Genomic DNA, 21797 nt, shown 5'->3' on the forward strand with positions numbered 1-21797 from the left:
CGGGCGAGCACGGTTCGGTGATCAAGACGCAGCCGCTGACCGGCGCGCCCGCGATTCCGGGGGCGCGCAACCAGCTCGTCCTGTACCGGTCGGTGGACGCGCAGGGCAAGCCGGTCGCGGTCTCGGGGCTGCTGGCCGTGCCCGCCGGGACTCCGCCCGCGGGCGGGTGGCCGCTGATCTCGTGGGCGCCGGGGACGACGGGGGTGGCCGACAAGTGCGCCGCCTCGCGGGACGACCGGGACTCCTCGCCCGTGCGCGACCTGCAGGCGAAATGGATCGCGGCCGGGTACGCCGTGGCGCAGACCGACTATCAGGGCCTGGGGACAGCGGGCGAGCACGGCTACCTCATCGGGGAGACCGAACAGCGGGCCGTGGCCGACATGGCCACGGCGGCACGGTCGGTCGACTCCTCGGTCGGCCGCCGCTGGGTCGCCATGGGGCACTCCCAGGGCGGGCACGCGGCGCTGTTCGCCGCGAGCGCCGCGAGCGCGTGGGCGCCGCGGTCGGAGCTGCTCGGCGTGGTCGCCCTCGCGCCCGCCGCGCACCTGGGAGAGCAGGTGCGGGTGGCGAAGCTGGCCGCGGCGTCGCCGGTCGGCGGCCTCGGCGCGGGCGACCTCGCGGTGTTCGTGCCGCTGCTGGTGCGCGGCGCGCAGACCGTCGGCTCCCTCGACACCTCGCGCTTCCTCACCGACAAGGCCAGTTCCCTGCTGCCCCTGGCCGATTCGGAGTGCACCGGCGGCCTGCGCGACAAGAACCGCTGGGGCGGGCTGTCGCCCAGGGACGTCTTCACCAAGAACGCCGACCTGGGCGACTTCCTGCGCGTCCTGGACACCAACGACCCCAGCTCGCTGCGCTTCGACGTCCCGGTCATGGTCCGTCAGGGGGGCCGCGACCTCACCGTCACGCCCCAGTCCACCGAGGCCATGCTCGGCGAACTGAAGCTCCGCGGCCAGCACGTCGACTACGAGAAGTACGACGGCGTCGACCACGGCGGCATCCTCGCCGCCTCCTACGACGACGTCCGCGCCTGGGTGGACGCCCGCTTCGGCATCAGCCGCTGACCGGCCGCGCCGTCGCGTCGTGGTGTTCGCCCACAGCAGAGGGACCGCGTGCGCGGGCCCGCCGGTCTCTAGTCTCGGAGTATGGGCGAGCGCGACGGACTGCAGGTCATCCCCGGCGGGCGCGAGGAGCGTCCCGAACCGCTGTGGCGGGAGGTGCTGGGCGAGCGGTTGCGCGCGCTGCGGCAGGACCGGCGCTCGACGCTGGCCGAGACCGCCGGGCGGGCCGGGATCTCGCCCCAGTACCTGTCCGAGGTCGAGCGCGGGCGCAAGGAGCCGTCCAGCGAGATGATCGCGGCACTGGCCGGGGCGCTGGGTACCTCCGTCGGCGACCTGGTCGGCCAGGTCGCCGACGCGATGCGGACCGGCCGCCGGGTGGCGGCCGGCCGCAGGGCCGTGCCGCACCTGCGGTCGACGGCGCGGCCGGTGCCCCCGCTCGCCCGGCCCGGCGGAGCGGGCCCGAACGCCCTGCTCATGGCGGCCTGACCCTGCGCGGCGCGGTCAGCGCCGCTGGGTCAGGACGTGGTCGACGAGCCCGTACTCGATCGCGGCCGCGGCGGTGAAGACCCGGTCGCGGTCGGTGTCGCGGCGCAGCGTCTCGGGTGTCTGGCCCGTGTGGTGGGACAGGATCTCCTCGATGGCGGCGCGCATGCGCACGATCTCGTCGGCCTGCAGGATGAGGTCGGGGATGGCGCCCTGGCCCCGGGTGGCCGGCTGGTGCAGGACGGCGCGGGCGTGCGGCAGCATGGCCCGGTGCCCGGCCTCCCCGCCCGCCAGCAGGACCGCCCCGACGGCGATCGCCTCGCCGACACAGGTCGTGTGCACGGGCGCCTGGATGAAGCGCATGGTGTCGTAGACGGCCAGCATGGCGGGCAGCTCGCCGCCCTCGCAGTTGATGTAGAGGTTGATGGGCAGCTCGGGATTGTCGGACTCGAGGTGCAGCAGCTGGGCGATCAGCGCGTTGGCGACGCCGGAGTCCATCGGGGTGCCCAGGTAGACGATGCGTTCGCCGAGCAGATGCGAGTAGATGTCGGTGACGCGTTCGCCGCCGCGCGGATGCTGGGAGACGACATTGGGGATCGTGTAGGTGCTCATGGTTGTCCGTTCTGCGCGCAGGGGTGGGGTGGCCGCTCAGGCGTCGCCGTCGGCGCCGGGCCCGTCGTCACCGGGGAGCCGCCCCCACCCGGCCGGGGTCAGGCCGAAGCGGTGCCGCTGCGGGATCACCTGGTCGAAGGACTCGACGACGTGGTCGACGAAGCCGTACTCCAGGGCCTGGGGCGCGGTGAACCAGCGGTCGTGCAGGGAGTCCTCGTAGACGCGCTCGTAGGGCTGGCCGGTGTCGGCGGCGATGAGCCCGAGCACGGTCTCCACGGTGTGGCGCAGGTCGTGTGCCTGCACCTCCACCTCGACCGCGGAGCCGCCGATGCCTGCCGAGCCCTGGTGCATGAGCACGCGCGCGTGCGGCATGGCGTAGCGGCGGCCGGGGGTGCCCGAGGACAGCAGGAACTGCCCGGCGCTGCACGCCAGGCCGAGCGCGAGCGTCGCGACCTCGCAGGGGATCAGGTTCATCACGTCGCGGATGGCGAGCATGGAGGGCACGGAGCCGCCGGGGGAGTGGATCCACAGCGCAATGTCGGCGCGCGCGTCCTCGGCGGCGAGGGTGAGCATCTGGGTGAGCAGCAGGGTGCCGTTGTCGTCGTCGAGCGGGCCGTCGAGGACGAGGATGCGGCGGGCGAAGAGGTGTTCGCGTGCCCGCCGGTCGAACATCGGGGTGGTGCGTTCGGTAGCCATGCCCCGAGACTGCCCGGCGCACGGGCGGCTCCGCCGCCGTCGCTGCTGTGAGCGGATCCGCTGTGAGCAGCGGCGTTCGCCGCGTCGGCGGCACGGGTCGCCGCGGCCTCCTCTCGGAGACTGCGGCGACCGTGGCGACCGCGGCGACCGCCGGGTCCGGCGCGGGTGGGGACTACTTCGCGTCGAAAGCCCGTGCGCGCAGCGACCGTTCGACGCCCGCCTTGCCCTCGGAGACCAGGCGGTACAGCGCCGGCGGGATGTCACCGGCGAGGAAGGCGTCGGCCTGGGCGACGGCCGCCTCGCTGATGTCCCAGTGCGGGTACAGGCCGACCACCACGGTCTGCGCGACCTCGCTGGAACGCCGCTCCCACACGTCGGCGACCTCGGCGAAATACTTGCTCACATACGGCGCGAGCACCTCGCCCTGTCCCGCCGGGGCGAACCCGCCGACGATGGCGCGCGCGGTGATGTTGGGGACCGCGTCGTCGTGCATGACCGTCGCCCAGGCCCGCTCCTTGACCTCGGCGTCGGGCCGGGCGGTGCGCGCGGCCGCGGCCTGGCGCTTGCCCGCCGCGGTGGGGTCGGCGGCGAGTTCGGCGTCGATGACCGGGGATTCGACCCCGCCCGCGTCGACGACCCCGGCGGCGGCCAGCGCGGTGAGCAGGCGCCAGCGCAGGTCGGTGTCGACCGCCAGGCCGGGCAGGCCCGCCTGCTCCGGGTCGGCGTCGAGCAGCGTGGACAGCACCTCGGTGTGGCGCGGGGCCAGCTTCGCAGTGGTCAGCGCGTTGACGAAGGCCAGCTGGTGATCCGAGCCCGCCTCGGCGGCCCTGGCCAGTTCCAGCAGGCGGTCGGCGAATTCGCCCCAGCCGGTCTGTTCGGCCCAGGCCGGGTCGGCGTAGCTGCCGATCGCGGTGTGGGCCTGCATGAGCAGCCGCTGCACGACACCGATCTCGGACTCCGCGCCGATCCCGCGCTGCACCAGCGCCACGAAATCGCGCGCCTTCATCTCGGCCTGGCGGGTCATCTCCCACGCCGCCGACCAGGCCAGCGTGCGCGGCAGCGACTCGGCGATCTCGCCGATGCGGTGGACGACCACGTCGAGGGAGTCGGGGTCCAGCCGCAGCGAGCAGTAGGTGAGGTCGTCGTCGTTGACCAGCACCAGCTGACCCGCCCGCACGCCGACCAGCTCGGGCACCTCGGTGCGCTCGGCCGCGTCCAGGTCGACCTCGACGCGGTGCGTGCGCACGATGCGTCCGTCCTGCTCGCCGTAGACGCCGATGGCGATGCGGTGCACGCGGTGCTCACCCGCGCCCGGCTCGGCACCCTCCTGCACGACCGCGAACCGCGAGAACGTGCCGCCGGGCTCGATCTCGAAGTCCGGGCGCAGGATGTTGAGGCCGGTGGTCTTGAGCCACTGCGCGCCCCAGGTCGACAGGTCGCGGCCCGAGGCCTTCTCGAGCGCGCGCAGCAGATCGTCGAAGGTGGCGTTGCCGTAGGCGTGCTCGGCGAAGTAGGCACGCAGGCCCGCCAGGAACGGCTGCAGGCCGACGTAGGCGACCAGCTGCTTGAGCACCGAGGCGCCCTTGGCGTAGGTGATGCCGTCGAAGTTGACCTCGACGGCGTGCAGGTCGGGGATGTCGGCGGCGATCGGATGGGTGGAGGGCAGCTGGTCCTGGCGGTAGGCCCAGGACTTCTCCACGTTCGCGAACGTGGTCCAGGCGCTGGTGTATTCGGTGGCCTCGGCCTGGCACAGCACCGAGGCGAACGTGGCGAAGGACTCGTTGAGCCACAGGTCGTCCCACCACTTCATGGTGACCAGGTCGCCGAACCACATGTGCGCCATCTCGTGCAGCACGGTCTCGGCGCGGCGCTCGTAGGAGGCGCGGGTCACCTTGGAGCGGAAGACGTAGTCCTCGAGGAAGGTGACCGCGCCCGCGTTCTCCATGGCGCCCGCGTTGAACTCCGGCACGAACAGCTGGTCGTACTTCCCGAAGGCGTAGGGGACGCCGAAGTTGTCGTGGTAGAAGGCGAATCCCTGCTTCGTCTCGGTGAACAGGCGCTCGGCGTCCATGTGGTCGGCCAGGGAGGCGCGGCAGTAGAGCCCGAGCGGGATCTCGCCGTGGCTGTCGGCGAAGGAGTCGGTCCAGCGCGCGTACGGGCCGGCGATCATGGCGACCAGGTAGGTGCTCATGCGCGGGGTGGTGGCGAAGGTGTGGCGGACCACGGCGCCGATCCGGTGCTCGTCGACGGTGGCGCCGTTGGAGACGACCTTCCAGTCCGCGGGCGCGGTGGCCACCACGTCGAAGGTGGCCTTGAGGTCGGGCTGGTCGAAGCAGGCGAACATCCGCTTGGCGTCGGCGGTCTCGAACTGCGAGTACAGGTAGACGTTGTCGTCGGCCGGGTCGACGAAGCGGTGCAGGCCCTCGCCGGTGTGGGAGTAGACGCAGTCCGCCTCGATCACCAGCTCGTTGTGCTCGGCCAGGTTCGGCAGGGCGATGCCGGTCGACTCGTCGTAGCCGCTGATGTCGAGCGGGTCGCCGTTGAGGACGGCGGAGCGGATGCCCGCGGCGACCAGATCGATGTAGGTGCTCGCGCCCGGGGTCGCGGTGAAGGTGACGGTGGTCCGGGAACCGAACGTGTCGGAGACCTCCGACGCGGCGCCGCGCGGCTGGTCGGTGAGGTCGAGTTCGATCCGGTAGTTCTGCACGGCCACCGTGGCGGCGCGTTCGACCGCTTGGTCGCGGGTGAGATTCGGGGCAGCCATCGGTACTTGACACTCCTTCGTCGTCGACGAACACGGCACGGGGGAGCACCGCCGGCGAACGAGGCGGGGTGGTGCTCACGACGGTGTCCACAATGCCACCTGCCGCTGACCCCCGCTCACGACTTTCCGCCCGTGCCGTGCCCGCGCGCTCAGACCATCGAGACGACGAGTTTGCCCAGTGTCCGGTTCGTGTCGCCGAGTGCATGCGCGGTCGCCGCCTCCTCGGGCGGGAACACCCCGGCGATGGTCGGGCGGAGCGCGCCCGAGCCGAGCAGGTCGGCGATGGCGACCATGCCCTGATGATCGGCCTCGACCAGCAGCGACGCCACGCGCACGCCGTGGCGGTCCGCCGCCGCCCGCAGCCGCGGCCCCGCGCCGGGGAGCAGGGTAACGAGCAGGCCGCCGGGCCGCAGCGTCGGCAGCGACCGCAGCGCGTTCTCCTCGCCGAGCGTGTCGAGCACCACGTCGACCTCGCGCACGGTCCCGGCGACGTCGACCCGCCGGTAGTCGATCAGTTCGTCGGCGCCGAGCCCGCGCAGGTGCTCGTGCTTGGCCGCGCTCGCGGTGCCGATGACGTACGCGCCACGGGACTTGGCGATCTGCACCGCGAGGTGGCCGACTCCGCCCGCGGCGGCGTGGATCAGGACCCGCTGCCCGGCGCGGACGTCCGCGGTGTCGACGAGGGCCTGCCAGGCGGTGAGCGCGGCCAGCGGTGTCGCCCCGGCCACGACGTGGTCGACCCCGGCGGGCTTGCGCGCGAAGGCGCGGGCAGGGCCGGTGGCGTAGTCGGCCAGCGCGCCGTGCCCGTACGGGTAGGGCAGCATGCCGAACACCTCGTCGCCGGGCGCGAACAGGGTGACGCCGAAACCGACGGCCTCGACGACGCCGGAGACGTCCCAGCCGAGGACGAACGGCGGTGGCGGAAGGAACAATCCGGGCAGGGCCCGGTGCTTCCAGTCGGTCGGGTTCAGCCCGGCGGCGTGCACCCGGACGAGCACTTCGCTCGGACCCGGTGCCGGCCGGGGGATCTCGGTCACGTGCAGGACCTCGGGACCTCCGAGGACGTCCTGGCTGACGGCGCGCATGGTATCGGTCACGCGCTCCACGGTGCCGGGTCCGGCGCGCGGAGGAAATGGCAGAGAAGTCATCATCCGATAGGATCGTGCCATGCATCGTGTGGTTGTCCTGGCCCTCGACGGCGTCTACCCCTTCGAATTGGGCATTCCCCGGCGGATATTCGGCAACCTCGCCGACCGCTACGAGGTCATGACCTGCTCCGCCGACGGCGCGCCCGTGCAGACCTGTGCCGACTACCGGATCGTCGTCGAACACGGGCCGGAACTGCTGGCCACCGCCGACACCGTGGTGATCCCCTCCTGCGATCCCGAGGGCGCGACCGCCGGCCTCGACCCGGCGGTCACCGCCGCGCTCGCGCGGATCCGGCCGGGCACGCGCATCGTGTCGATCTGCACGGGCGCGTTCGTGCTGGCCGAGGCGGGCCTGCTCGACGGGCGCCCCGCCACCACGCACTGGCGCCTGGCCGACCGCTTCCGCGCGCGCTTCCCGCACATCGCCCTCGACCCCGATGTGCTCTTCGTCGACGACGGCGACGTGCTGACCTCCGCGGGCGCGGCCTCCGGCATCGACCTGTGCCTGCACATCGTGCGCGCCGATCACGGCAGCGCGGTCGCCAATCACGTGGCCCGCCTGGCCGTCGTCCCGCCGTGGCGCGACGGCGGCCAGGCCCAGTACATCGATCTGCCGGTCCCGGATCCGGCGGTGGCGGGCACCGCCGCGATCCGGCACTGGGCCGTGCAGCACCTCGACCTGCCGATCACCATGGGCGAGCTGGCCGAGCGGGCGGGCATGAGCAAGCGCACCTTCGCCCGCCGCTTCGTCGACGAGGTCGGCCTGAGCCCCGGGCGCTGGCTCATCCAGCAGCGGGTGGCGCGGGCGCGGCACCTGCTCGAGGTGAGCGACCTGTCGGTCGAGCAGATCGCCGGGCGCGTCGGGTTCGCCACCGGCGCCTCGCTGCGCCAGCACTTCCAGGCGGCGGTCGGCGTCGCGCCCCTGGCCTACCGGCGCACCTTCCGCGTCCCCGCCGACCGGGTGAGCGCCTGACCTCGGTAGAGTTCTGGCGAACCAGCAGGTATCCAGGATTCGGAGGCTCGACGTTGAAGCATGTGCACGCCGGGAAGGTTCGTGACCTCTACTCCGACGGCGACACCCTGCTGCTGGTCGCCTCCGACCGCGTGTCGGTCTACGACGTCGTGCTGCCCACCCCGATCCCCGGCAAGGGCGCGTTGCTGACCCAGCTGTCGAACTGGTGGTTCGAGTACTTCTCCGACATCCCCAACCACGTGGTCTCGGCGACCGACGTGCCCGCCGAGTTCGCCGGGCGCGGCATCCGCGTCAAGCCGCTGAAGATGCTCGCGGTCGAGTGCATCGCGCGCGGGTACCTGACCGGGTCGGGCCTCAAGGAGTACCAGGCCACCGGCACGGTGTCCGGGATCGCGCTGCCGCCGGGCCTGCGCGACGGCGACAAGCTGCCCGAGCCCCTGTTCACCCCGTCCACCAAGGCCGCCGAAGGGCACGACGAGGCGATCAGTTTCGCCGACGTGGTGAACCAGGAGGGCCGCGAGGTCGCCGAGAAGCTGCGCGACCTGACCCTCGAGATCTACACCCGCGGCGCCGCGCACGCGGCCGAGGCGGGCGTCATCGTCGCCGACACCAAGGTCGAATTCGGCTGGGACGGCGACGTGCTCACCCTCGGCGACGAGGTGCTGACCTCCGATTCGTCGCGCTTCTGGCCCGCCGACCAGTGGGAGCCGGGCCGCGCCCAGCCCTCCTTCGACAAGCAGTTCGTGCGCGACTGGGCGACCTCGACCGGCTGGAACAAGGAGTACCCCGGCCCCGAGATCCCGGCCGAGGTGGTCGAGGTGACCCGGGCCAAGTACGAGGAAGCCTACGAGCGCATCACCGGCCGCCGCTGGACGGCGGACCGGGGCTGACCCCTCGCCCGGCGCGCTCAGTGCACCGGCGCCGCGACACCTTTCACGGCGCAGATGTGCGCCATGTTCGCGCTGCCCCACGCGCCGAGCGTCACCAGCGCAGCGTTGAGCGAGACGCCCAGCTCGGTGAGTGAGTACTCGACCTTCGGCGGCACCTGGGCGTAGACCTCGCGGTGCACGATGCCGTCGTGCTCGAGTTCGCGCAGCTGCTGGATCAGCATCTTCTCCGTGGCCCCCGGCACCAGCCGCTTGAGGTCACCGAACCGCTGGGTGCCGGTGGACAGGGCCCACAGGATCAGCGCCTTCCACTTGCCGCCGACGACGTCGAGGGCCGCGTCGATGCCGCAGGAATACGGACGCTCTCGGTGCTTCATGCTCGCCTTACTTACTTTTTGGTGAGTATCGGACTTGATAGTCGGTACTTGTGAAGTGTAGTGCTACCGGCAAATCTGGGAGCACATCGCCGATCGGCGGTGCGAGCTTCGGAACAAGGGGAGACATGGGCAACTCGGTGGGCGCACAGCGGGTTTCGGTGATCGGTCTCGGTGCGATGGGTACCGCGCTCGCCCGGGCGCTGCTGGCCGCGGGCCATCGGGTGACGGTGTGGAATCGCACCGCCGCCCGCGCCGAGCCGCTGGCGGCGGCGGGCGCGGCGCTCGCCGAGAGCGCGGCCGCGGCGATGACGGCGGCCGACCTGGTGATCCTGTGCGTACTCGACGACGCGGCGGTGCGCGAACATCTCGAGCCCGCCGCGGACCGGCTGCGGGGCCGCACCGTGGTCAACCTGACCACCACGACGCCCGAGCAGGCGCGGGCGCTGGGGCGGTGGGCGCACGAGCGCGGCATCGATCTCGTCGACGGCGGGATCATGGCCGTGCCGTCGATGATCTGCGGACCGGCGGCCTTCGTGCTCTACAGCGGCGCGACCGCGGCCTTCGAGCGCTTCCGGCCGGTTCTCGAGGTCTTCGGGCGCGCGGAGTACGTCGGCCCGGATTTCGGCGCGGCGGCCATGTACGACCTGGCCATCCTCGGCGGCATGTACTCGATGTTCGCCGGTTTCCGGCAGGGCGGGCAGATGGTGCGCACCGCGGGCGGCACCGCCGCGCACCTGGCGACCCTGATGGCGCCGTTCCTGCAGGCGATGACCGCCATGCTGGCCCGGTACGCCCCCGGCATCGACGACCCGGCGAACTACGTGCCGGAGCAGAGCGCCGAATTCACCGCGAGCGCGCTGGCCACCATCGAGCTGGCGGCCGAGGAGGCGGGCACCGGGTCCGAGCTCCTCGGCGTGCTGCTGCGCACCCTCCCCGGCCTGTGAGCGGGGTGCCCGGCGGGCCGCGACGCGCCGGCGGACCGTCCGGCGCACCCGGCGGCGCCGCGACCGGCCGCGGCGTCGCGGCGCCGCCGGGTGCGGAGTCCTCGCGTCGGGCTCAGACGCTCACCGGCGCGGCGACCGCCAGGAAGTCGTCCACGAACGCGACCGCCCTTGCCTCGAACTCGGCGTAGTGCCGGGCCCGCGCGTCACCGGCGACGGCCTCGCCGAGCTGGAACGAGCCGTCGGCCCCGACCGTCTGGGGCTGCTCCTCGGCGTCGGGCAGCAGGCCGACCCGCGAATCGGCGAAGCCGCTGTAGTAGGCCAGGCCCGCGCTGAGCTGGCCCTCGAGCGCGGCCTGCATGTCCGGGATCAGCGGATCGGCACCGGACGCGCCCGCCAGGGCCAGCCACAGGATGCGCTTGCCCGCCAGCCGTGGCTTGCTGCGGCCGTAGGCGAAGCCGTAGTTCCACACCCGGTCGATCCAGCCCTTGAGCATCGCGGGCACGCTGTACCAGTAGGTCGGGAAGGCGACCACGACCACGTCGGCGGCCAGCAGCCGGTCCATGTGGGCCCGCGCCACCTCGGAATAGCGCTTGTCGCGGTTGCCCCAGTCGGGCTGGTCCGCCTCGATCATCCGGGGGTCGAAGTCCTCGGCGTGCAGGTCGAGCAGGTCGACGGTGTGGCCGGTGGCGGTGAGCCGGTCCACCGCGCGCCGGGCGATGTGCGCGGTGAGCGAATCGCGGCGGTGGTGGGCGACGACGACGAGAGCGTGCTTGGTCACGATGAACTCCTGGTGAGGGATCCGAATTGCGCTGTGCCTCCGAGTCAACCGCGAACGGCGTGGACGATCTATGGGAGAAGGTCTCGGATGGATAGGAATTCGTCTACGCTCGGGGCATGGATCCATTGAGCTCGCTCCTCGGGGGCATCCGGGCCGAGGGCTCGGTGGTGGCCCACGCGGTGCTGACCGCGCCGTGGACGATCCGGTTCGCCGACCGGACACCGCTGATCCTGCTGACGGTGCTGCGCGGCGGCGGCGTGCTGCGGCTGCCCGACGGGACCGCGCGCAGGCTCGCACGGGGCGACACGGCGGTGGTGCAGGGCGCCGAGCCGTTCCTGCTCGCGCACGACACCGACGCCGCGACGGGCCCGCACGTCGAGTACGAGCTCTCCTGCTTCGTCCCCGACGGTTTCGGCCCGGCCGCCCCCGAGTGCGCGACGGACGGATCGGGCCCCCGGCCGCCGGACGCGGCGGCGGCCGAGGAGACCGCGCTCGTCGTGGGCGCCTACTGCGCCGCGGGCCGTCGCCACGAACGGCTGCTGCGCGCGCTCCCCACCGCCCTCGTCGTGCGCGAGGAGGACGACGTCTGCGACTGGCTCGAGACCGCGGCCGCCTCGGCCTTCCGGCACCGGGCCGGCGCCCAGGCGATGATGGACCGGCTGCTGGACTGGGCCCTGGTCTGCACCCTGCGCACCTGGCTCGCCGAACAGGGCGACTGCGCGCCCGCCTGGTACCGGGGCCTGGCGGACCCCGTCGTCGGCCCGGCGCTGACCGCCATCCACACCGAGCCCTACCGGCGCTGGACGGTCGCCGCGCTGGCCGCCGAGGCGGCGGTGTCACGCGCGCTGCTGGCGCGCCGCTTCACCGAGGTCATGGGCGAGCCGCCGCTCGCCTACCTCACCGAATGGCGGATGGCCGAGGCCGAGGAACTCCTCGCCGACCCGACGCGCAGCGTCGCCCAGATCGCCGGAACCGTGGGATACGCCGACGCTTTCGGCTTCAGCGCGGCGTTCAAACGGTCCCGCGGAGTGAGCCCGACGGCCTTCCGGCAGCGCGTGTCCGCCTGACGGACGTCGCCCCGCCGCCGGCGTCAGTCGGCGGCCGCGGCCGGGTCGGGCAGGGCCGTCAGCCGGGCGAGGAAGGGACGCTGGCCGGTGACGAGTTTGTCGACCGCGACGTCGGGGCCGAACCAGCCGACCCGATCGATCTCGGGGAAGGTCGCGAGGGTGCCGGAGCGCGGCGGCCACTCCATCTCGAAGGTCCCCGGCACCACGAGTGCGGGGTCCAGGTCGCCCCGGACCGCCCACACCCGCAGGGTTTTCGCGCCGCGGCCGCTGCGGTAGCGAACGTCGCCCAGGTCGGTCCACGGCCCGGGCGGGACGGGCAGGCCCAGTTCCTCGGTGAATTCGCGAGCGGCCGCGGCCGCCGGGTCCTCGGCGCCGACCTCGTATTCGCCCTTGGGCACCGACCACGCGCCGGTGTCCTTGCGCGACCACAGCGGCCCGCCCATGTGGCCGAGCAGGATCTCGATGTCGGTGCCCGCGGTGCGGTAAAGCAGCACGCCCGCGCTGAAACGCTCGGTCATCGTGCCAGTGTGCCCCGAGCCGGGGCCGGTGTCAGCCGAGCGCGCCGACGAAACGGGGGCGGGCGCGCCGGCGCCCTGCGGGGTGAGACCCTCGGACATGGACGTGTTCGACGACACAGACCCCTGCGGAGGAATGCTCATGGCGCAGACCCGGATGATCGGATACCAGATCAAACGCCTCGACCAGCTCGTCGAGGAGACCTTCGATCGCGCCGTCGGCGAGACCGGGCTGACGCGACGGCAGTGGCAGCTGCTCACCGCCCTCGGCGCCGGTCCGCGGACCGAGGCCGAACTCACCGACGCGTTGCGGCCCTTCTGGGAGGTGAACGCGGAGCCGGTGCGGGCGGCCATCGAGGACGTGATCGCCCGCGGCTGGGCCGTGGAGCAGGGGGACCGGACGGCGCTGACCGAGGCGGGGTCCGCCGCGCACGCGGGCGCCGCCGACGCGGTGCACGCCGTGCGCACGCGGATGACCGAGGGGGTGAGCGCCGACGAGTTCGTCGCCTTCACCGGCGTGCTGGCCCGGCTGATCGCCAATCTCGAGGCGGGCGCGAATCATTCGTGAGCCCCGGCGGCCCCGGCCCTGACCCGGGCCGCCCGCAACAGGAGATAGTCGCGTTCGGCCGTGCTGTGCGTCCCGGCCGCCGCGGCGTGATACTCGGCCACCGCGCGGTCGGCTCGCCCGGCCATCTCGAACAGGTGCCCGCGCACGGCGGCCGGCCGGTGGGTGGCGCCGAGCTCGGCGGCCACCGTGTCGACCACCGCCAGACCCGCGTCCGGGCCGTGCACCATCGCGGTCGCGACGGCGCGGTTGAGCGTGACGAACGGGTTCGGTCCCTGCCGCTCGATCAGGTCGTAGAGGCGCAGGATGCTGGGCCAGTCGGTGTCGGCGGTACCGGTCGCCTGCGCGTGCAGCCCGGCGATGGCCGCCTGCAGCTGGTAGAGGCCCGACAGGCCGGTCGCCAGCGTGGCCGTGACCAGGCGCAGGCCCTCGGTGATCAGCGCGGCGTCCCAGCGGCGGCGGTCCTGGTCCGGCAGCGGGACGAGTTCCCCGTGCGGGCCGGTCCGCGCCGGGCGACGCGCCTCGGTGAGCAGCATCAGCGCCAGCAGCGCGGTCACCTCGTCGTCCTCGGGCAGCATCGCGTGCAGGCTGCGGGTGAGCCGGATGGCCTCCCCGGCCAGGTCCGGCCGGGTCAGGCCGTCGCCTCCCGTTGCGGTGTGCCCCTCGGTGAAGATGACGTAGAGCACCCGCAGCACCGCCTCGAGCCGCTCCGGCTCGGCGCCGGCCGCGACGAACGGGCGCGCGGTGCCCGCGAGCTTCTTCTTCGCCCGCGAGATGCGTTGCGCCATGGTGGCTTCCGGCACCCCGAACGCGGCGGCGATCTCGGCCGTGGTCAGGCCACCCACCGCGCGCAGGGTCAGCGCCACCGCCCCGGCTCTCGGCAGCTCCGGATGGCAGCACAGGAGATACAGCTCGAGGCTGTCGTCGCGGGTGATCGCCTCGGTGGGGACCTCGCGCACGAAGACCTCGGTCTCGCGCCGCCGCCGGGCCACCTCGGCGCGCACCGCGTCGGCCATCCGCCGCTGCGCCACCTGGATCAGCCAGCCGCGCGGGTTGGCGGGCAGCCCGTCGCCGGGCCACTGGGTGGCGGCGGCCAGCAGCGCGTCCTGGACGGCGTCCTCGGCGGTGTCGAAGTCGCCGAAGCGGCGGACCAGGACCGCCAGCACCTGCGGGCCCAGCTCCCGCAGCAGGGGTTCCACGGACCCGGCGCCCGCCGTGCGGGCGCCGGGGGAGGCGAGCGGCACTAGCCCGCGACCGGGGCGCTCATGATCTGGCGCACCTCGATGTACTCGCCGATCGGCTCCCCGCCCGGGCCGGGCGCGGCCGAAGCCTGGGCGGCGACCTCGTAGGCCCGCTCGGCGGAGTCGACGTCGATGATCCAGTAGCCCGCCAGGAACTCCTTGGTCTCGGGGAACGGCCCGTCGGTGACCACCGGCGCCGACCGGCCGTCGGAACTGACGATGCGCGCCTGCCCCGGATCGGCAAGGCCCTGCGCCTCGACGAGTTCGCCCGCCGCGGCGAGCTGTTCGCCGAGGGCGCGCTGGAAGTCGATGTGCGCGGCGATGTCCTCCGGCGCCCACTCGGTGATCGGGACGTCGCAGTTGGCGGCGGGGGCGTAGGTCTTGATCAGCATGAACTTGGTCATGATCGGCTCCTCGATTCGATGTGCGTCCGGATGACGCCGTCACCGTGTGGTCGGAGCGGGCAGCCCGCCCTCGACACGGTGGACGGTGATCTGGGTCACAGCGGTGTCCCGGTGTCGGCGAGGCGGACGGGGTCGACCGGCTCGCCGGACAGGATCAGTTCCTTGACGCGGTCGGTGACGTTCCAGACGTTGACGTTCATCCCCGCCTGCACCCGGCGCTTCTCGTCGAGCCAGAACGCCACGAACTCGCGGCCCGGCAGATCGCCGCGCACCACCAGCTCGGTCCGGTCGCCGCGACCGACGTAGCCGGTGTACTCCATGCCGAGGTCGTACTGGTCGGAGAAGAAGTAGGGCAGCCGGTCGTAGACGGCGGGCCGGTCCAGCATGGTCGCCGCCGCCACCGCGGGCTGGTTGAGCGCGGTCGCCCAGTGCTCGACCCGGATCCGCCTGCCCAGCACCGGATGCAGCTGCTCGGCGATGTCGCCGACGGCGACCACGTCGGGGTCGCTGGTGCGCAGCGACTCGTCCACCAGCACACCGGAATCCACCGCCAGCCCGGCCGCGAGCGCGGACTCGATGTTGGGCGCCGCGCCGACCGCGACCAGGATCGCCTGGGCGGGCACGACGCGGCCGTCGGTCAGCCGCACGCCCGTGGCGATCTCCTCGTGCGTGAGGATCGCCTCGACCTGCGCCTTCAGCTGCAGGTCGACGCCGTGCTCGCGGTGCAGCTCGGCGAACATCGCGCCCATCCGGTCGCCGAGCACGCCGACCAGCGGCCACTCCGCGGTCTCGAGCACGGTCACCTCGACGCCGCGCTGCCTGGCCTGGGCGGCCACCTCCAGGCCGATCCAGCCCGCGCCGATGATCACCAGGTTCTGCACGGCCGCCAGCACCTGCAGCAGGATGTCCGAATCGCCGATGGTGCGCAGGGTGTAGACGTTGGGCGCGTCCGCGCCGGGCAGCGGCAGTCTCCGCGCCCGCGAGCCCGTCGCCAGGGCGAGCTTGTCGTAGGTCAGCGTCGAATCATCGGGCAGGGTCACCGTTTTCGCGACAGGGTCGAAGGCCTGGGCGGTGGTGCCCAGCCGCAGGTCGACGTGGTGGTCGCGGTACCAGGCGCTGTTGTCGACGGTGAAGTCCGGCAGCTGCTGGGTGCCTGCGAGGTGCTGTTTGGACAGCGGGGGGCGCTCGTAGGGCAGTTCGTCCTCGGCGGCGAGCAGGGTCAGCCGTCCGTCGAAATCCTGGGCGCGCAGCGACTGGGCGAGTTTGGCGCCGGCCAGGCCGCCGCCGATGATCACGAAATGCCGGTTCGAGCTCATGCGGGTCTCCATTCGTCGTTCGACGCGACTGCACGGCGTTCGCAAACTCTGCTGGGGCCGAGCCTAGTGCGCCCGGCCGGACGGGGGAACGAATCACCCGCGCGCGTGGTTACACCTGCCAGCGGGCGTGCGCCCGTCCGGAGAGATGTGTGAGAGGAACGCTTGTGAGCGAGCAGCCGTCCAAGGACCTCGTCGAGTTCTGGTTCGACCCGCTGTGCCCGTGGTGCTGGATCACCTCGCGCTGGATCCTGGAGGTGGAGCAGGTCCGCGATATCGAGGTCCGTTTCCACGTGATGAGCCTGGCCGTGCTCAACGAGGGCCGGGAGGGCCTGCCGGAGCGCTACGTCGACCTGATGGCGGCGGGCTGGGGCCCGGTGCGGGTCGCGATCGCCGCGGCGCAGAAGTACGGCGACGAGATCCTGCCCGCCCTCTACACCGCGATGGGCACCCGGATCCACGACCGGGCCGCCGAGTACGAACGCGATTCGGTGAGTGAGAAGCTCTCGGCCGTGGTCGCCGACGCGCTGGCCGAACTCGACCTGCCCGCGGAGCTGGCCGCCGCCGCCGACAGCACCGACTACGACGAGGCCCTGCGCGCGAGCCACCACGCGGGCATGGACAAGGTCGGCCCGGATGTGGGTACCCCGACCATCCACATCAACGGCACCGCCTTCTTCGGCCCCGTGCTCTCGCGCATCCCGCGCGGCGAGGTGGCGGGCAAGGTCTTCGACGGGGCCGTCGCCCTGGCCTCCTACCCGCACTTCTTCGAGCTCAAGCGCACGCGCACCGAGGATCCGGTCTTCGACTGATCCCGCTGTTCTCCGCGCGGAGACGCGAACGGCCCCCGGAACCGGTTCCGGGGGCCGTTCGCTGTCCGAGTCGATCCTGGTCGGGGTGACAGGATTTGAACCTGCGACCCTCCGCTCCCAAAGCGGATGCGCTACCAAGCTGCGCTACACCCCGTGACCTCGGGGCGGCGTCCGCCGGCGAGGAGATTCGGTCGTTGAGCGGGTGACGGGAATCGAACCCGCACCATCAGCTTGGAAGGCTGAGGTTCTACCATTGAACTACACCCGCAGGCATACGACACCGATGGGATCGCCACGATGTCGTGTGCGCCACGACTGTACCGAATGCCGCCGGGTTCACGCCAATCCGCCTCCCCACCGTGTCCGACCGGGGAATCTCCGGGCGCGGTCGGCCCGCTCCGTGCCCGAATAGGGCCCTATGGCCCTATCGTCCCGGCAGCCCCTCCACCACCATGGATGAGCGCAGTGACGAGTATCGTCAGCGCCGGGGGATTAAACAGGAGAATTTTCCTCAAAAACCTGGCGGTTCGTGCTCGGTTCGGCCACCATTGAGCCCGTGACACAGCTCTCCATTCGGAAGGGCCACGTGGGACCCACACCACACGTCACGACTTCGCCTGTTCGTTCGAAGGAACCTGATGCGGATGTCTCGGCCACCACCCCCGACGAGGCGCTACGCTGCGCATTCGGCGCTCCACGGAGAATTTCGAAAAGGTGTGTAACGCCGGAGCGTCCGCAGCGATGTCATAGCCGATCGCCATTCGCCAGGGGCTGTAACGGGTTCCAATTCACCCGCTGACGACCTCGAGTGGCTTGCTAGGATCCTTTTTGCCGGACGGGGGTATCTGGAAAGGGGGCGGTGAGCGTGTACCGAACTCGGTGGACCCAACCGCGTAGCAGTGCGAACGATCGGGGTGACGCCGGCACCTGCGCGTCTGCAGGCTGCCCGACGACTGCTGTCACCCAGCGCCGGTGATGACGATGTCCGACAACCACATCGCACCGGTGGCCCAGATGGCCCGCGCCTGGGCGCGTGCGGTCTGTGCCGAACCGGGCTCCTCCGCGGCGCCCCACAAACTCGAGCCCGTGCTCATCGACATCGTCGAGCGGCTGCTGCTGCTGGCGAAGACCGAACCGTTCCCGGTCCCGCAGGCGCGCATGCTCGGCGCCCGCCTGGCCGAGGAGCCGTTCGAACGCACCCGCATGCTGGCACACGCGACCCGCTGGCTGCTCGGATTCCCTTCGGGGGTACCGGGTTCCCTGGTCGCCACCCGCTGGCCGCTGGTCGCCAGCCAGGCCATCGACAGCTATGCCCAGGCCCTGCAGGAGCGGGCGCTCGCCCAGCAGGAACAGAACATCTCGGCCAAGGTCTCGCTGCGCGTGCAGGAGATCGCCGCCCTGCAGCACCGGCTGCGGCACGAGGCCACCCACGACGCGCTCACCGACCTGGCCAACCGCACCCTGCTGCAGGAGCGGGTCCGCGCCATGGCCGCCGACCCGACCCGCGGCGTCGGGGTGCTGGTGGTCGACCTCGACCGGTTCAAGCAGATCAACGACGGCTACGGCCACGCCATCGGCGACGAGGTGCTGGTCGAGCTGGCCAACCGCCTGCGCGAGGTCTGCCCGCCGGAGACCGTGATCTGCCGCTACGGCGGCGACGAATTCGTGGTCGCGGCCAACCCGCGCCGCGACACCCTCGGCGAACTGGCCCACCGGGTGGTCGCCGCGCTGCGCGACCCGGTGTGGTCGAGCGCCGGACCGGTGCCGGTCTCGGCGAGCGTCGGCACCGCGTTCTGCCCGCCCGGCGTGCCCTGCGACTTCACCGACCTGCTTCGCCGCGCCGACCGGGCGATGTACTCGGCCAAGTCGGCGGGCGGGCGGCGTTTCGCCCTGGCCGACGGGGAAGCGGGACTGGGGGCGGCGGCGGGGTGAGTCAGCCCGGCTGACAGGTGGGGCACCAGAACAGATTCCGGCCCTCGAGGACCGCGTGCGACACCGGCGTCGCACACACCCGGCACGGTTCGCCCTGCCTGCGATAGACGTAGGTGCGGGGGCGGTCGGCCGCGTAGGACGGCGCGCCGTGATCGTGTTCGGGCCGCACCACGTGCATGCGCCCGGTCGCCACGCCGACCGGCATGAGTTCCACCAGATCCGCCCACAGCGCGTCCCACTCCGCCGCGTCGACGCCCGTGCCCGGGCGGAACGGTGAGATGCCGTGGCGGAAGAGCACTTCCGCGCGGTAGACGTTGCCGACGCCGGCGACGACGGACTGATCCATCAGCAGCGCGCCGATCGGGCGGCGCGAGCGGCGGATCCGGGCGCCCGCCCGGCCGGGATCGGCCTCGGGATCGAGGGGGTCGGCGCCGAGGCGCGCGAGCAGGGTGTCCACCTCGGCCTCGGTGAGCACCTCGCAGGCGGTCGGGCCGCGCAGGTCGGTGCCGTAAGGGGTTGCGGCACCGACCAGGCGCATCCGCACCTGGCCGACGGGCTCGGCCATCGGCAACGGCTGTTCGGTGAACGTGCCGTACAGGCCGAGGTGCACGTGCACCGTCAGGCCCGAATCGTAGTCGTGGAACAGGTGTTTGCCGTGGGCGCGGGCGGCGACGAGGACCTGTCCGTCGACGCGCGCCGCGCCCTCGGTGAAGCGTCCCTGCGGGCTCGACACCCGCACCCGGTCACCGGCGAAGCGGCGCTGGTGCAGGGCGGCGAGCCGATGCAGGGTGTGACCCTCGGGCACCTCAGTACGCGGGCACCGCCGGGGCCACACCGGTCTTCTCGTACTCGGCCAGGATGTCGATGCGGCGCTGGTGGCGCTCCTCGTCCGACCACGGGGTCGCGAGGAACGCGTCCACGATGGCCAGGGCCTCCTCGGTGGAGTGCATGCGGCCGCCGATGCCGATCAGCTGAGCGTTGTTGTGCTGGCGGGCCAGCTGGGCGGTCTCCACGCTCCACGCCAGGGCGCAGCGGGCGCCCGGCACCTTGTTCGCGGCGATCTGCTCGCCGTTGCCGCTGCCGCCGAAGACCAGGCCGAGCGAGCCCGGATCGGCCACCGTGCGGCGGGCCGCCTCGATGCAGAAGGCGGGGTAGTCGTCGAGCGCGTCGTACTCGAGGGCGCCGCAGTCGACGACCTCGTGTCCGGCCTGCTCGAGATGGGCCTTGACGTGATTCTTCAGTTCGAAACCGGCATGGTCGGCACCCAGGTAAACGCGCATGGCTGCGATTGTGTCAGGCCGGTTCCGTCGGTCCGGTGGCGGGTGAACACCGGGGGTCCGCGGGTCGCGCGGGCGGCGGAGACGGCGGAGGTGGCCGCGATGGGCCTAAGGTGCGAAGTATGCGACCGCACGAACCGCACACCCGGGATTCGCCTGGTGCCCCGGGCGATTCCGGGGCCGGCGTCCCCGCCGCGCCCGTTCCCGCCTCGCCGTGGGCGCCCGTCCCGCCGTCGTCGGCGACCGGTCCGGTGCCGTCGGGGGCGCCGGTCTGGGGGCCGACGGGCCCGGTGCCCGAGACCGGCGGCGGACATCCGCAGGGCGGGCTCCCGGTGCCCTACGGCGCGGCGCCCGTCCCGCAGGCCGGGTGGTACCCGCCCGGCGGGCCGCCGGTACCGCCGCAGGGGCAGCCGCGCGGGCTGTCGCCGTACGGGCGACCCGCGCGGCACGTGTGGGAGATCCCGCTGCTGGTGATCGTCATCGGATGCACCGCCATCGCCTACCTGCTCGCGGTGCTCATCCTGGTCGGCTCGGCCTTCAGCGAGGAGGGGCTGATCGTCAGCCCGTACGTGCTGCTGCTGGTGTTCGCGCCGGTGGTGGTGTGGCTCGGCCGAGGACTGAACTACGCCACCCAGCGGATCAACGGCGTGAAGATGTCGCCGACCCAGTTCCCCGAGGGCTACCGCCTGGTGCAGGAGGCCGCGGCCCGCTTCGGGATGGCGACCGTGCCCGACGCCTACGTGGTCCTCGGCAACGGCCAGATCAACGCCTTCGCCTCCGGGCACGGATTCCGCCGGTTCGTGGTCGTCTACAGCGACCTGTTCGAGATCGGCGGCGCGGCGCGCGATCCCGACGCCCTGGCCTTCATCATCGGCCACGAGGTGGGCCACATCGCCGCCGGGCACACCTCCTACTGGCGCCAGCTCGGCATGTTCGCCGCGCCGTCGCTGCCCATCCTCGGCTCCTCGCTCATCCGCTCCCAGGAGTACACTGCCGACAACCACGGCTTCTGCAACCGCCCCGGCGGTGCCCCCGGCGCCATGGCGACCCTCGCCGCGGGCAAATACCTCAACAGCCAGGTCGGTTTCGACGAGATGGCCGACCGCGCCGCCCGCGAGAAGGGCGGCTTCGTCTGGCTCGTGAACGCCCTGTCCAGCCACCCCGTCCTCACCTGGCGCATGTGGGCCCTGCGCGACCGCAGCAGACACGGCCCCCTCTTCTGGCGCCCCTCCGCCCGCCACCAGATCCCACCCACCACCGGCTACCCCCCGATCACCGTCCCCCCGGCCACCCCACCGAAACCCGTCTGATCCGCGACGATCGGCCTCGCCGCGTGGCGGGGCCGACCGCGGGTCGGTCAGCGCAGGGCCACCTTGGCCCCGCCGGAGAACGCCGAGTCGTGCAACTCCAGCGCCGCGGGTGTGGTGCCCGCGGGAATGTCGAACACGACGACGACGTCCACCGAGTTGCCCGGGTTGATCTCCGAACTCATCGCCGTGCCCTCGTTGACGTTGATCCCGGCCATGGTGTCGTTCTCGAACTCGCGGCCCCGGTCGTCGATGAGCTTCTGGTTGCCGGACCAGTAGGTCTGCGCCTTGTTGCCGATATTGGTCACCCGGACGTAGACCAGCAGGTACTCGCCCTGAGCGGTCTTCTGCAGGTACGGATTCGACCCCACGGTCTTCACCGGCGGGTCGATGGCGGTCACGGTGAACTCGAACTTGCCGTCGCGCACCGTCGCCCCGGCCGCCGCGACATCGGACCTGCCGGGTGGTGCCGCCGAGGGCGCGCCGGCGCCGCCCGCCGCGGCCGGCGCACCCGCGGGCTGGGTGAAGGTGGGGGCGGCTTTGCTGCCCTTGTCCGTGCCGGAACCCAATGCCGCCACGCAACCGCCGAATCCGCACAGCACGAAGACACCGGCGAGCACCGACAGAACGATCACGGGTGGTGT

23 protein-coding genes and 2 tRNA genes are annotated in these 21797 nt (G+C 72.4%); 10 read left to right on the top strand and 15 right to left on the bottom strand.

Features of this window, described 5'->3' with window-relative positions:
- Positions 1-1061 (top strand): alpha/beta hydrolase family protein (locus tag ON36_RS06385; protein ID WP_043648908.1); only part of this gene is annotated, 1061 nt, incomplete at its 5' end.
- An 81-nt stretch (positions 1062-1142) separates the two neighbouring features.
- Positions 1143-1544: a helix-turn-helix domain-containing protein gene (locus tag ON36_RS06390; protein ID WP_083884947.1), complete on the top strand. Its 402-nt coding sequence runs from the start codon at positions 1143-1145 to the stop codon at positions 1542-1544.
- A 15-nt stretch (positions 1545-1559) separates the two neighbouring features.
- On the opposite strand, the gene ON36_RS06395 is transcribed toward ON36_RS06390, so the two are convergent.
- The 4 genes from ON36_RS06395 to ON36_RS06410 all read right to left on the bottom strand — a co-directional run bounded on the left by ON36_RS06395 (position 1560) and on the right by ON36_RS06410 (position 6710).
- Complete coding sequence (locus ON36_RS06395) at positions 1560-2153, bottom strand: ClpP family protease (RefSeq protein WP_043648910.1); 594 nt, start codon at positions 2151-2153, stop codon at positions 1560-1562.
- A gap of 36 nt (positions 2154-2189) precedes the next feature.
- Positions 2190-2849, bottom strand: coding sequence for a ClpP family protease (locus tag ON36_RS06400; RefSeq protein WP_052313701.1), 660 nt, complete (start codon positions 2847-2849; stop codon positions 2190-2192).
- A gap of 172 nt (positions 2850-3021) precedes the next feature.
- A complete protein-coding gene (pepN, locus tag ON36_RS06405) occupies positions 3022-5613 on the bottom strand; it encodes an aminopeptidase N (protein WP_043648911.1) in 2592 nt (863 codons plus the stop codon).
- Between the two features lie 149 nt (positions 5614-5762).
- Positions 5763-6710: an NADP-dependent oxidoreductase gene (locus tag ON36_RS06410; RefSeq protein ID WP_245557943.1), complete on the bottom strand. Its 948-nt coding sequence runs from the start codon at positions 6708-6710 to the stop codon at positions 5763-5765.
- 70 nt (positions 6711-6780) lie between these two features.
- Here ON36_RS06410 and ON36_RS06415 point away from each other — a divergent pair, with 70 nt between their 5' ends.
- Positions 6781-7734 (top strand): GlxA family transcriptional regulator, encoded by a 954-nt coding sequence (locus ON36_RS06415; RefSeq protein WP_043648914.1) that lies wholly within the window; start codon positions 6781-6783, stop codon positions 7732-7734.
- Positions 7735-7787: 53 nt separating this feature from the next.
- Positions 7788-8624: a phosphoribosylaminoimidazolesuccinocarboxamide synthase gene (locus tag ON36_RS06420; protein WP_043648917.1), complete on the top strand. Its 837-nt coding sequence runs from the start codon at positions 7788-7790 to the stop codon at positions 8622-8624.
- Positions 8625-8641: 17 nt separating this feature from the next.
- On the opposite strand, the gene ON36_RS06425 is transcribed toward ON36_RS06420, so the two are convergent.
- Entirely contained in the window at positions 8642-8998 is a 357-nt protein-coding gene (locus ON36_RS06425) for a winged helix-turn-helix transcriptional regulator (RefSeq protein WP_043648919.1), read from the bottom strand.
- 125 nt (positions 8999-9123) lie between these two features.
- On the opposite strand from ON36_RS06425, the gene ON36_RS06430 reads away from it, so the two are divergent.
- Positions 9124-9942, top strand: a complete 819-nt coding sequence (locus ON36_RS06430; protein WP_043648922.1) for an NAD(P)-binding domain-containing protein — start codon at positions 9124-9126, stop codon at positions 9940-9942.
- A 112-nt stretch (positions 9943-10054) separates the two neighbouring features.
- Here the strand turns inward: ON36_RS06430 and ON36_RS06435 are convergent, their stop codons facing one another.
- A complete protein-coding gene (locus ON36_RS06435) occupies positions 10055-10720 on the bottom strand; it encodes an NAD(P)H oxidoreductase (RefSeq protein WP_052313702.1) in 666 nt (221 codons plus the stop codon).
- 116 nt (positions 10721-10836) lie between these two features.
- Between ON36_RS06435 and ON36_RS06440 the strand changes: the two genes are divergently transcribed.
- Positions 10837-11787: an AraC family transcriptional regulator gene (locus ON36_RS06440; RefSeq protein ID WP_043648925.1), complete on the top strand. Its 951-nt coding sequence runs from the start codon at positions 10837-10839 to the stop codon at positions 11785-11787.
- 23 nt (positions 11788-11810) lie between these two features.
- Here the strand turns inward: ON36_RS06440 and ON36_RS06445 are convergent, their stop codons facing one another.
- Positions 11811-12305 (bottom strand): NUDIX hydrolase, encoded by a 495-nt coding sequence (locus tag ON36_RS06445; protein ID WP_043649002.1) that lies wholly within the window; start codon positions 12303-12305, stop codon positions 11811-11813.
- A 139-nt stretch (positions 12306-12444) separates the two neighbouring features.
- Between ON36_RS06445 and ON36_RS06450 the strand changes: the two genes are divergently transcribed.
- The gene (locus ON36_RS06450; protein ID WP_043649004.1) at positions 12445-12870 is read left to right on the top strand and encodes a winged helix DNA-binding protein; all 426 of its coding nucleotides are present in this window, start codon (positions 12445-12447) and stop codon (positions 12868-12870) included.
- Here ON36_RS06450 and ON36_RS06455 read toward each other — a convergent pair.
- From ON36_RS06455 to ON36_RS06465, 3 genes are all read right to left on the bottom strand, one after another.
- Complete coding sequence (locus ON36_RS06455; RefSeq protein WP_043649007.1) at positions 12861-14066, bottom strand: RNA polymerase sigma factor; 1206 nt, start codon at positions 14064-14066, stop codon at positions 12861-12863. The genes ON36_RS06450 and ON36_RS06455 overlap by 10 nt on opposite strands.
- A gap of 44 nt (positions 14067-14110) precedes the next feature.
- Positions 14111-14512, bottom strand: coding sequence for a YciI family protein (locus tag ON36_RS06460; RefSeq protein ID WP_043648928.1), 402 nt, complete (start codon positions 14510-14512; stop codon positions 14111-14113).
- Between the two features lie 95 nt (positions 14513-14607).
- Positions 14608-15828 carry an NAD(P)/FAD-dependent oxidoreductase gene (locus ON36_RS06465; protein ID WP_043649010.1) on the bottom strand — a complete coding sequence of 407 codons (1221 nt, stop codon included), beginning with the start codon at positions 15826-15828 and terminating at the stop codon, positions 14608-14610.
- 164 nt (positions 15829-15992) lie between these two features.
- Here ON36_RS06465 and ON36_RS06470 point away from each other — a divergent pair, with 164 nt between their 5' ends.
- Complete coding sequence (locus tag ON36_RS06470) at positions 15993-16637, top strand: mycothiol-dependent nitroreductase Rv2466c family protein (RefSeq protein ID WP_052313703.1); 645 nt, start codon at positions 15993-15995, stop codon at positions 16635-16637.
- 77 nt (positions 16638-16714) lie between these two features.
- Here ON36_RS06470 and ON36_RS06475 read toward each other — a convergent pair.
- Both ON36_RS06475 and ON36_RS06480 read right to left on the bottom strand, forming a co-directional pair.
- Positions 16715-16791, bottom strand: a tRNA-Pro gene (locus ON36_RS06475).
- A 43-nt stretch (positions 16792-16834) separates the two neighbouring features.
- Positions 16835-16905 (bottom strand) — tRNA-Gly (locus ON36_RS06480).
- 713 nt (positions 16906-17618) lie between these two features.
- Between ON36_RS06480 and ON36_RS06485 the strand changes: the two genes are divergently transcribed.
- Positions 17619-18569, top strand: coding sequence for a GGDEF domain-containing protein (locus ON36_RS06485; RefSeq protein ID WP_043649013.1), 951 nt, complete (start codon positions 17619-17621; stop codon positions 18567-18569).
- Position 18570: 1 nt separating this feature from the next.
- Here ON36_RS06485 and ON36_RS06490 read toward each other — a convergent pair whose 3' ends face one another.
- Entirely contained in the window at positions 18571-19374 is an 804-nt protein-coding gene (locus tag ON36_RS06490; protein ID WP_043648934.1) for an Fpg/Nei family DNA glycosylase, read from the bottom strand.
- A 1-nt stretch (position 19375) separates the two neighbouring features.
- On the bottom strand, positions 19376-19849 hold the full coding sequence (locus tag ON36_RS06495; RefSeq protein ID WP_043648937.1) for a ribose-5-phosphate isomerase: 474 nt from the start codon (positions 19847-19849) through the stop codon (positions 19376-19378).
- Between the two features lie 119 nt (positions 19850-19968).
- Between ON36_RS06495 and ON36_RS06500 the strand changes: the two genes are divergently transcribed.
- Positions 19969-21156, top strand: a complete 1188-nt coding sequence (locus tag ON36_RS06500; protein WP_373281776.1) for a M48 family metallopeptidase — start codon at positions 19969-19971, stop codon at positions 21154-21156.
- 47 nt (positions 21157-21203) lie between these two features.
- On the opposite strand, the gene ON36_RS06505 is transcribed toward ON36_RS06500, so the two are convergent.
- Positions 21204-21788 (bottom strand): DUF4352 domain-containing protein, encoded by a 585-nt coding sequence (locus ON36_RS06505; protein WP_245557945.1) that lies wholly within the window; start codon positions 21786-21788, stop codon positions 21204-21206.
- Between the last annotated feature and the right edge of the window lie 9 nt (positions 21789-21797).

The sequence above is a fragment of the Nocardia thailandica NBRC 100428 genome, from assembly GCF_000308795.1.
Lineage (GTDB): Bacteria > Actinomycetota > Actinomycetes > Mycobacteriales > Mycobacteriaceae > Nocardia > Nocardia thailandica.

Excerpts from the sequence above, each read along its gene's own strand:
- ON36_RS06390 (WP_083884947.1), top strand. The coding sequence starts at position 1,143 with ATGGGCGAGCGCGACGGACTGCAGGTCATCCCCGGCGGGCGCGAGGAG.
- ON36_RS06395 (WP_043648910.1), bottom strand. The coding sequence starts at position 2,153 with ATGAGCACCTACACGATCCCCAATGTCGTCTCCCAGCATCCGCGCGGC.
- ON36_RS06400 (WP_052313701.1), bottom strand. The coding sequence starts at position 2,849 with ATGGCTACCGAACGCACCACCCCGATGTTCGACCGGCGGGCACGCGAA.
- pepN (WP_043648911.1), bottom strand. The coding sequence starts at position 5,613 with ATGGCTGCCCCGAATCTCACCCGCGACCAAGCGGTCGAACGCGCCGCC.
- ON36_RS06415 (WP_043648914.1), top strand. The coding sequence starts at position 6,781 with ATGCATCGTGTGGTTGTCCTGGCCCTCGACGGCGTCTACCCCTTCGAA.
- ON36_RS06425 (WP_043648919.1), bottom strand. The coding sequence starts at position 8,998 with ATGAAGCACCGAGAGCGTCCGTATTCCTGCGGCATCGACGCGGCCCTC.
- ON36_RS06430 (WP_043648922.1), top strand. The coding sequence starts at position 9,124 with ATGGGCAACTCGGTGGGCGCACAGCGGGTTTCGGTGATCGGTCTCGGT.
- ON36_RS06440 (WP_043648925.1), top strand. The coding sequence starts at position 10,837 with ATGGATCCATTGAGCTCGCTCCTCGGGGGCATCCGGGCCGAGGGCTCG.
- ON36_RS06445 (WP_043649002.1), bottom strand. The coding sequence starts at position 12,305 with ATGACCGAGCGTTTCAGCGCGGGCGTGCTGCTTTACCGCACCGCGGGC.
- ON36_RS06450 (WP_043649004.1), top strand. The coding sequence starts at position 12,445 with ATGGCGCAGACCCGGATGATCGGATACCAGATCAAACGCCTCGACCAG.
- ON36_RS06460 (WP_043648928.1), bottom strand. The coding sequence starts at position 14,512 with ATGACCAAGTTCATGCTGATCAAGACCTACGCCCCCGCCGCCAACTGC.
- ON36_RS06465 (WP_043649010.1), bottom strand. The coding sequence starts at position 15,828 with ATGAGCTCGAACCGGCATTTCGTGATCATCGGCGGCGGCCTGGCCGGC.
- ON36_RS06485 (WP_043649013.1), top strand. The coding sequence starts at position 17,619 with ATGTCCGACAACCACATCGCACCGGTGGCCCAGATGGCCCGCGCCTGG.
- ON36_RS06495 (WP_043648937.1), bottom strand. The coding sequence starts at position 19,849 with ATGCGCGTTTACCTGGGTGCCGACCATGCCGGTTTCGAACTGAAGAAT.
- ON36_RS06500 (WP_373281776.1), top strand. The coding sequence starts at position 19,969 with ATGCGACCGCACGAACCGCACACCCGGGATTCGCCTGGTGCCCCGGGC.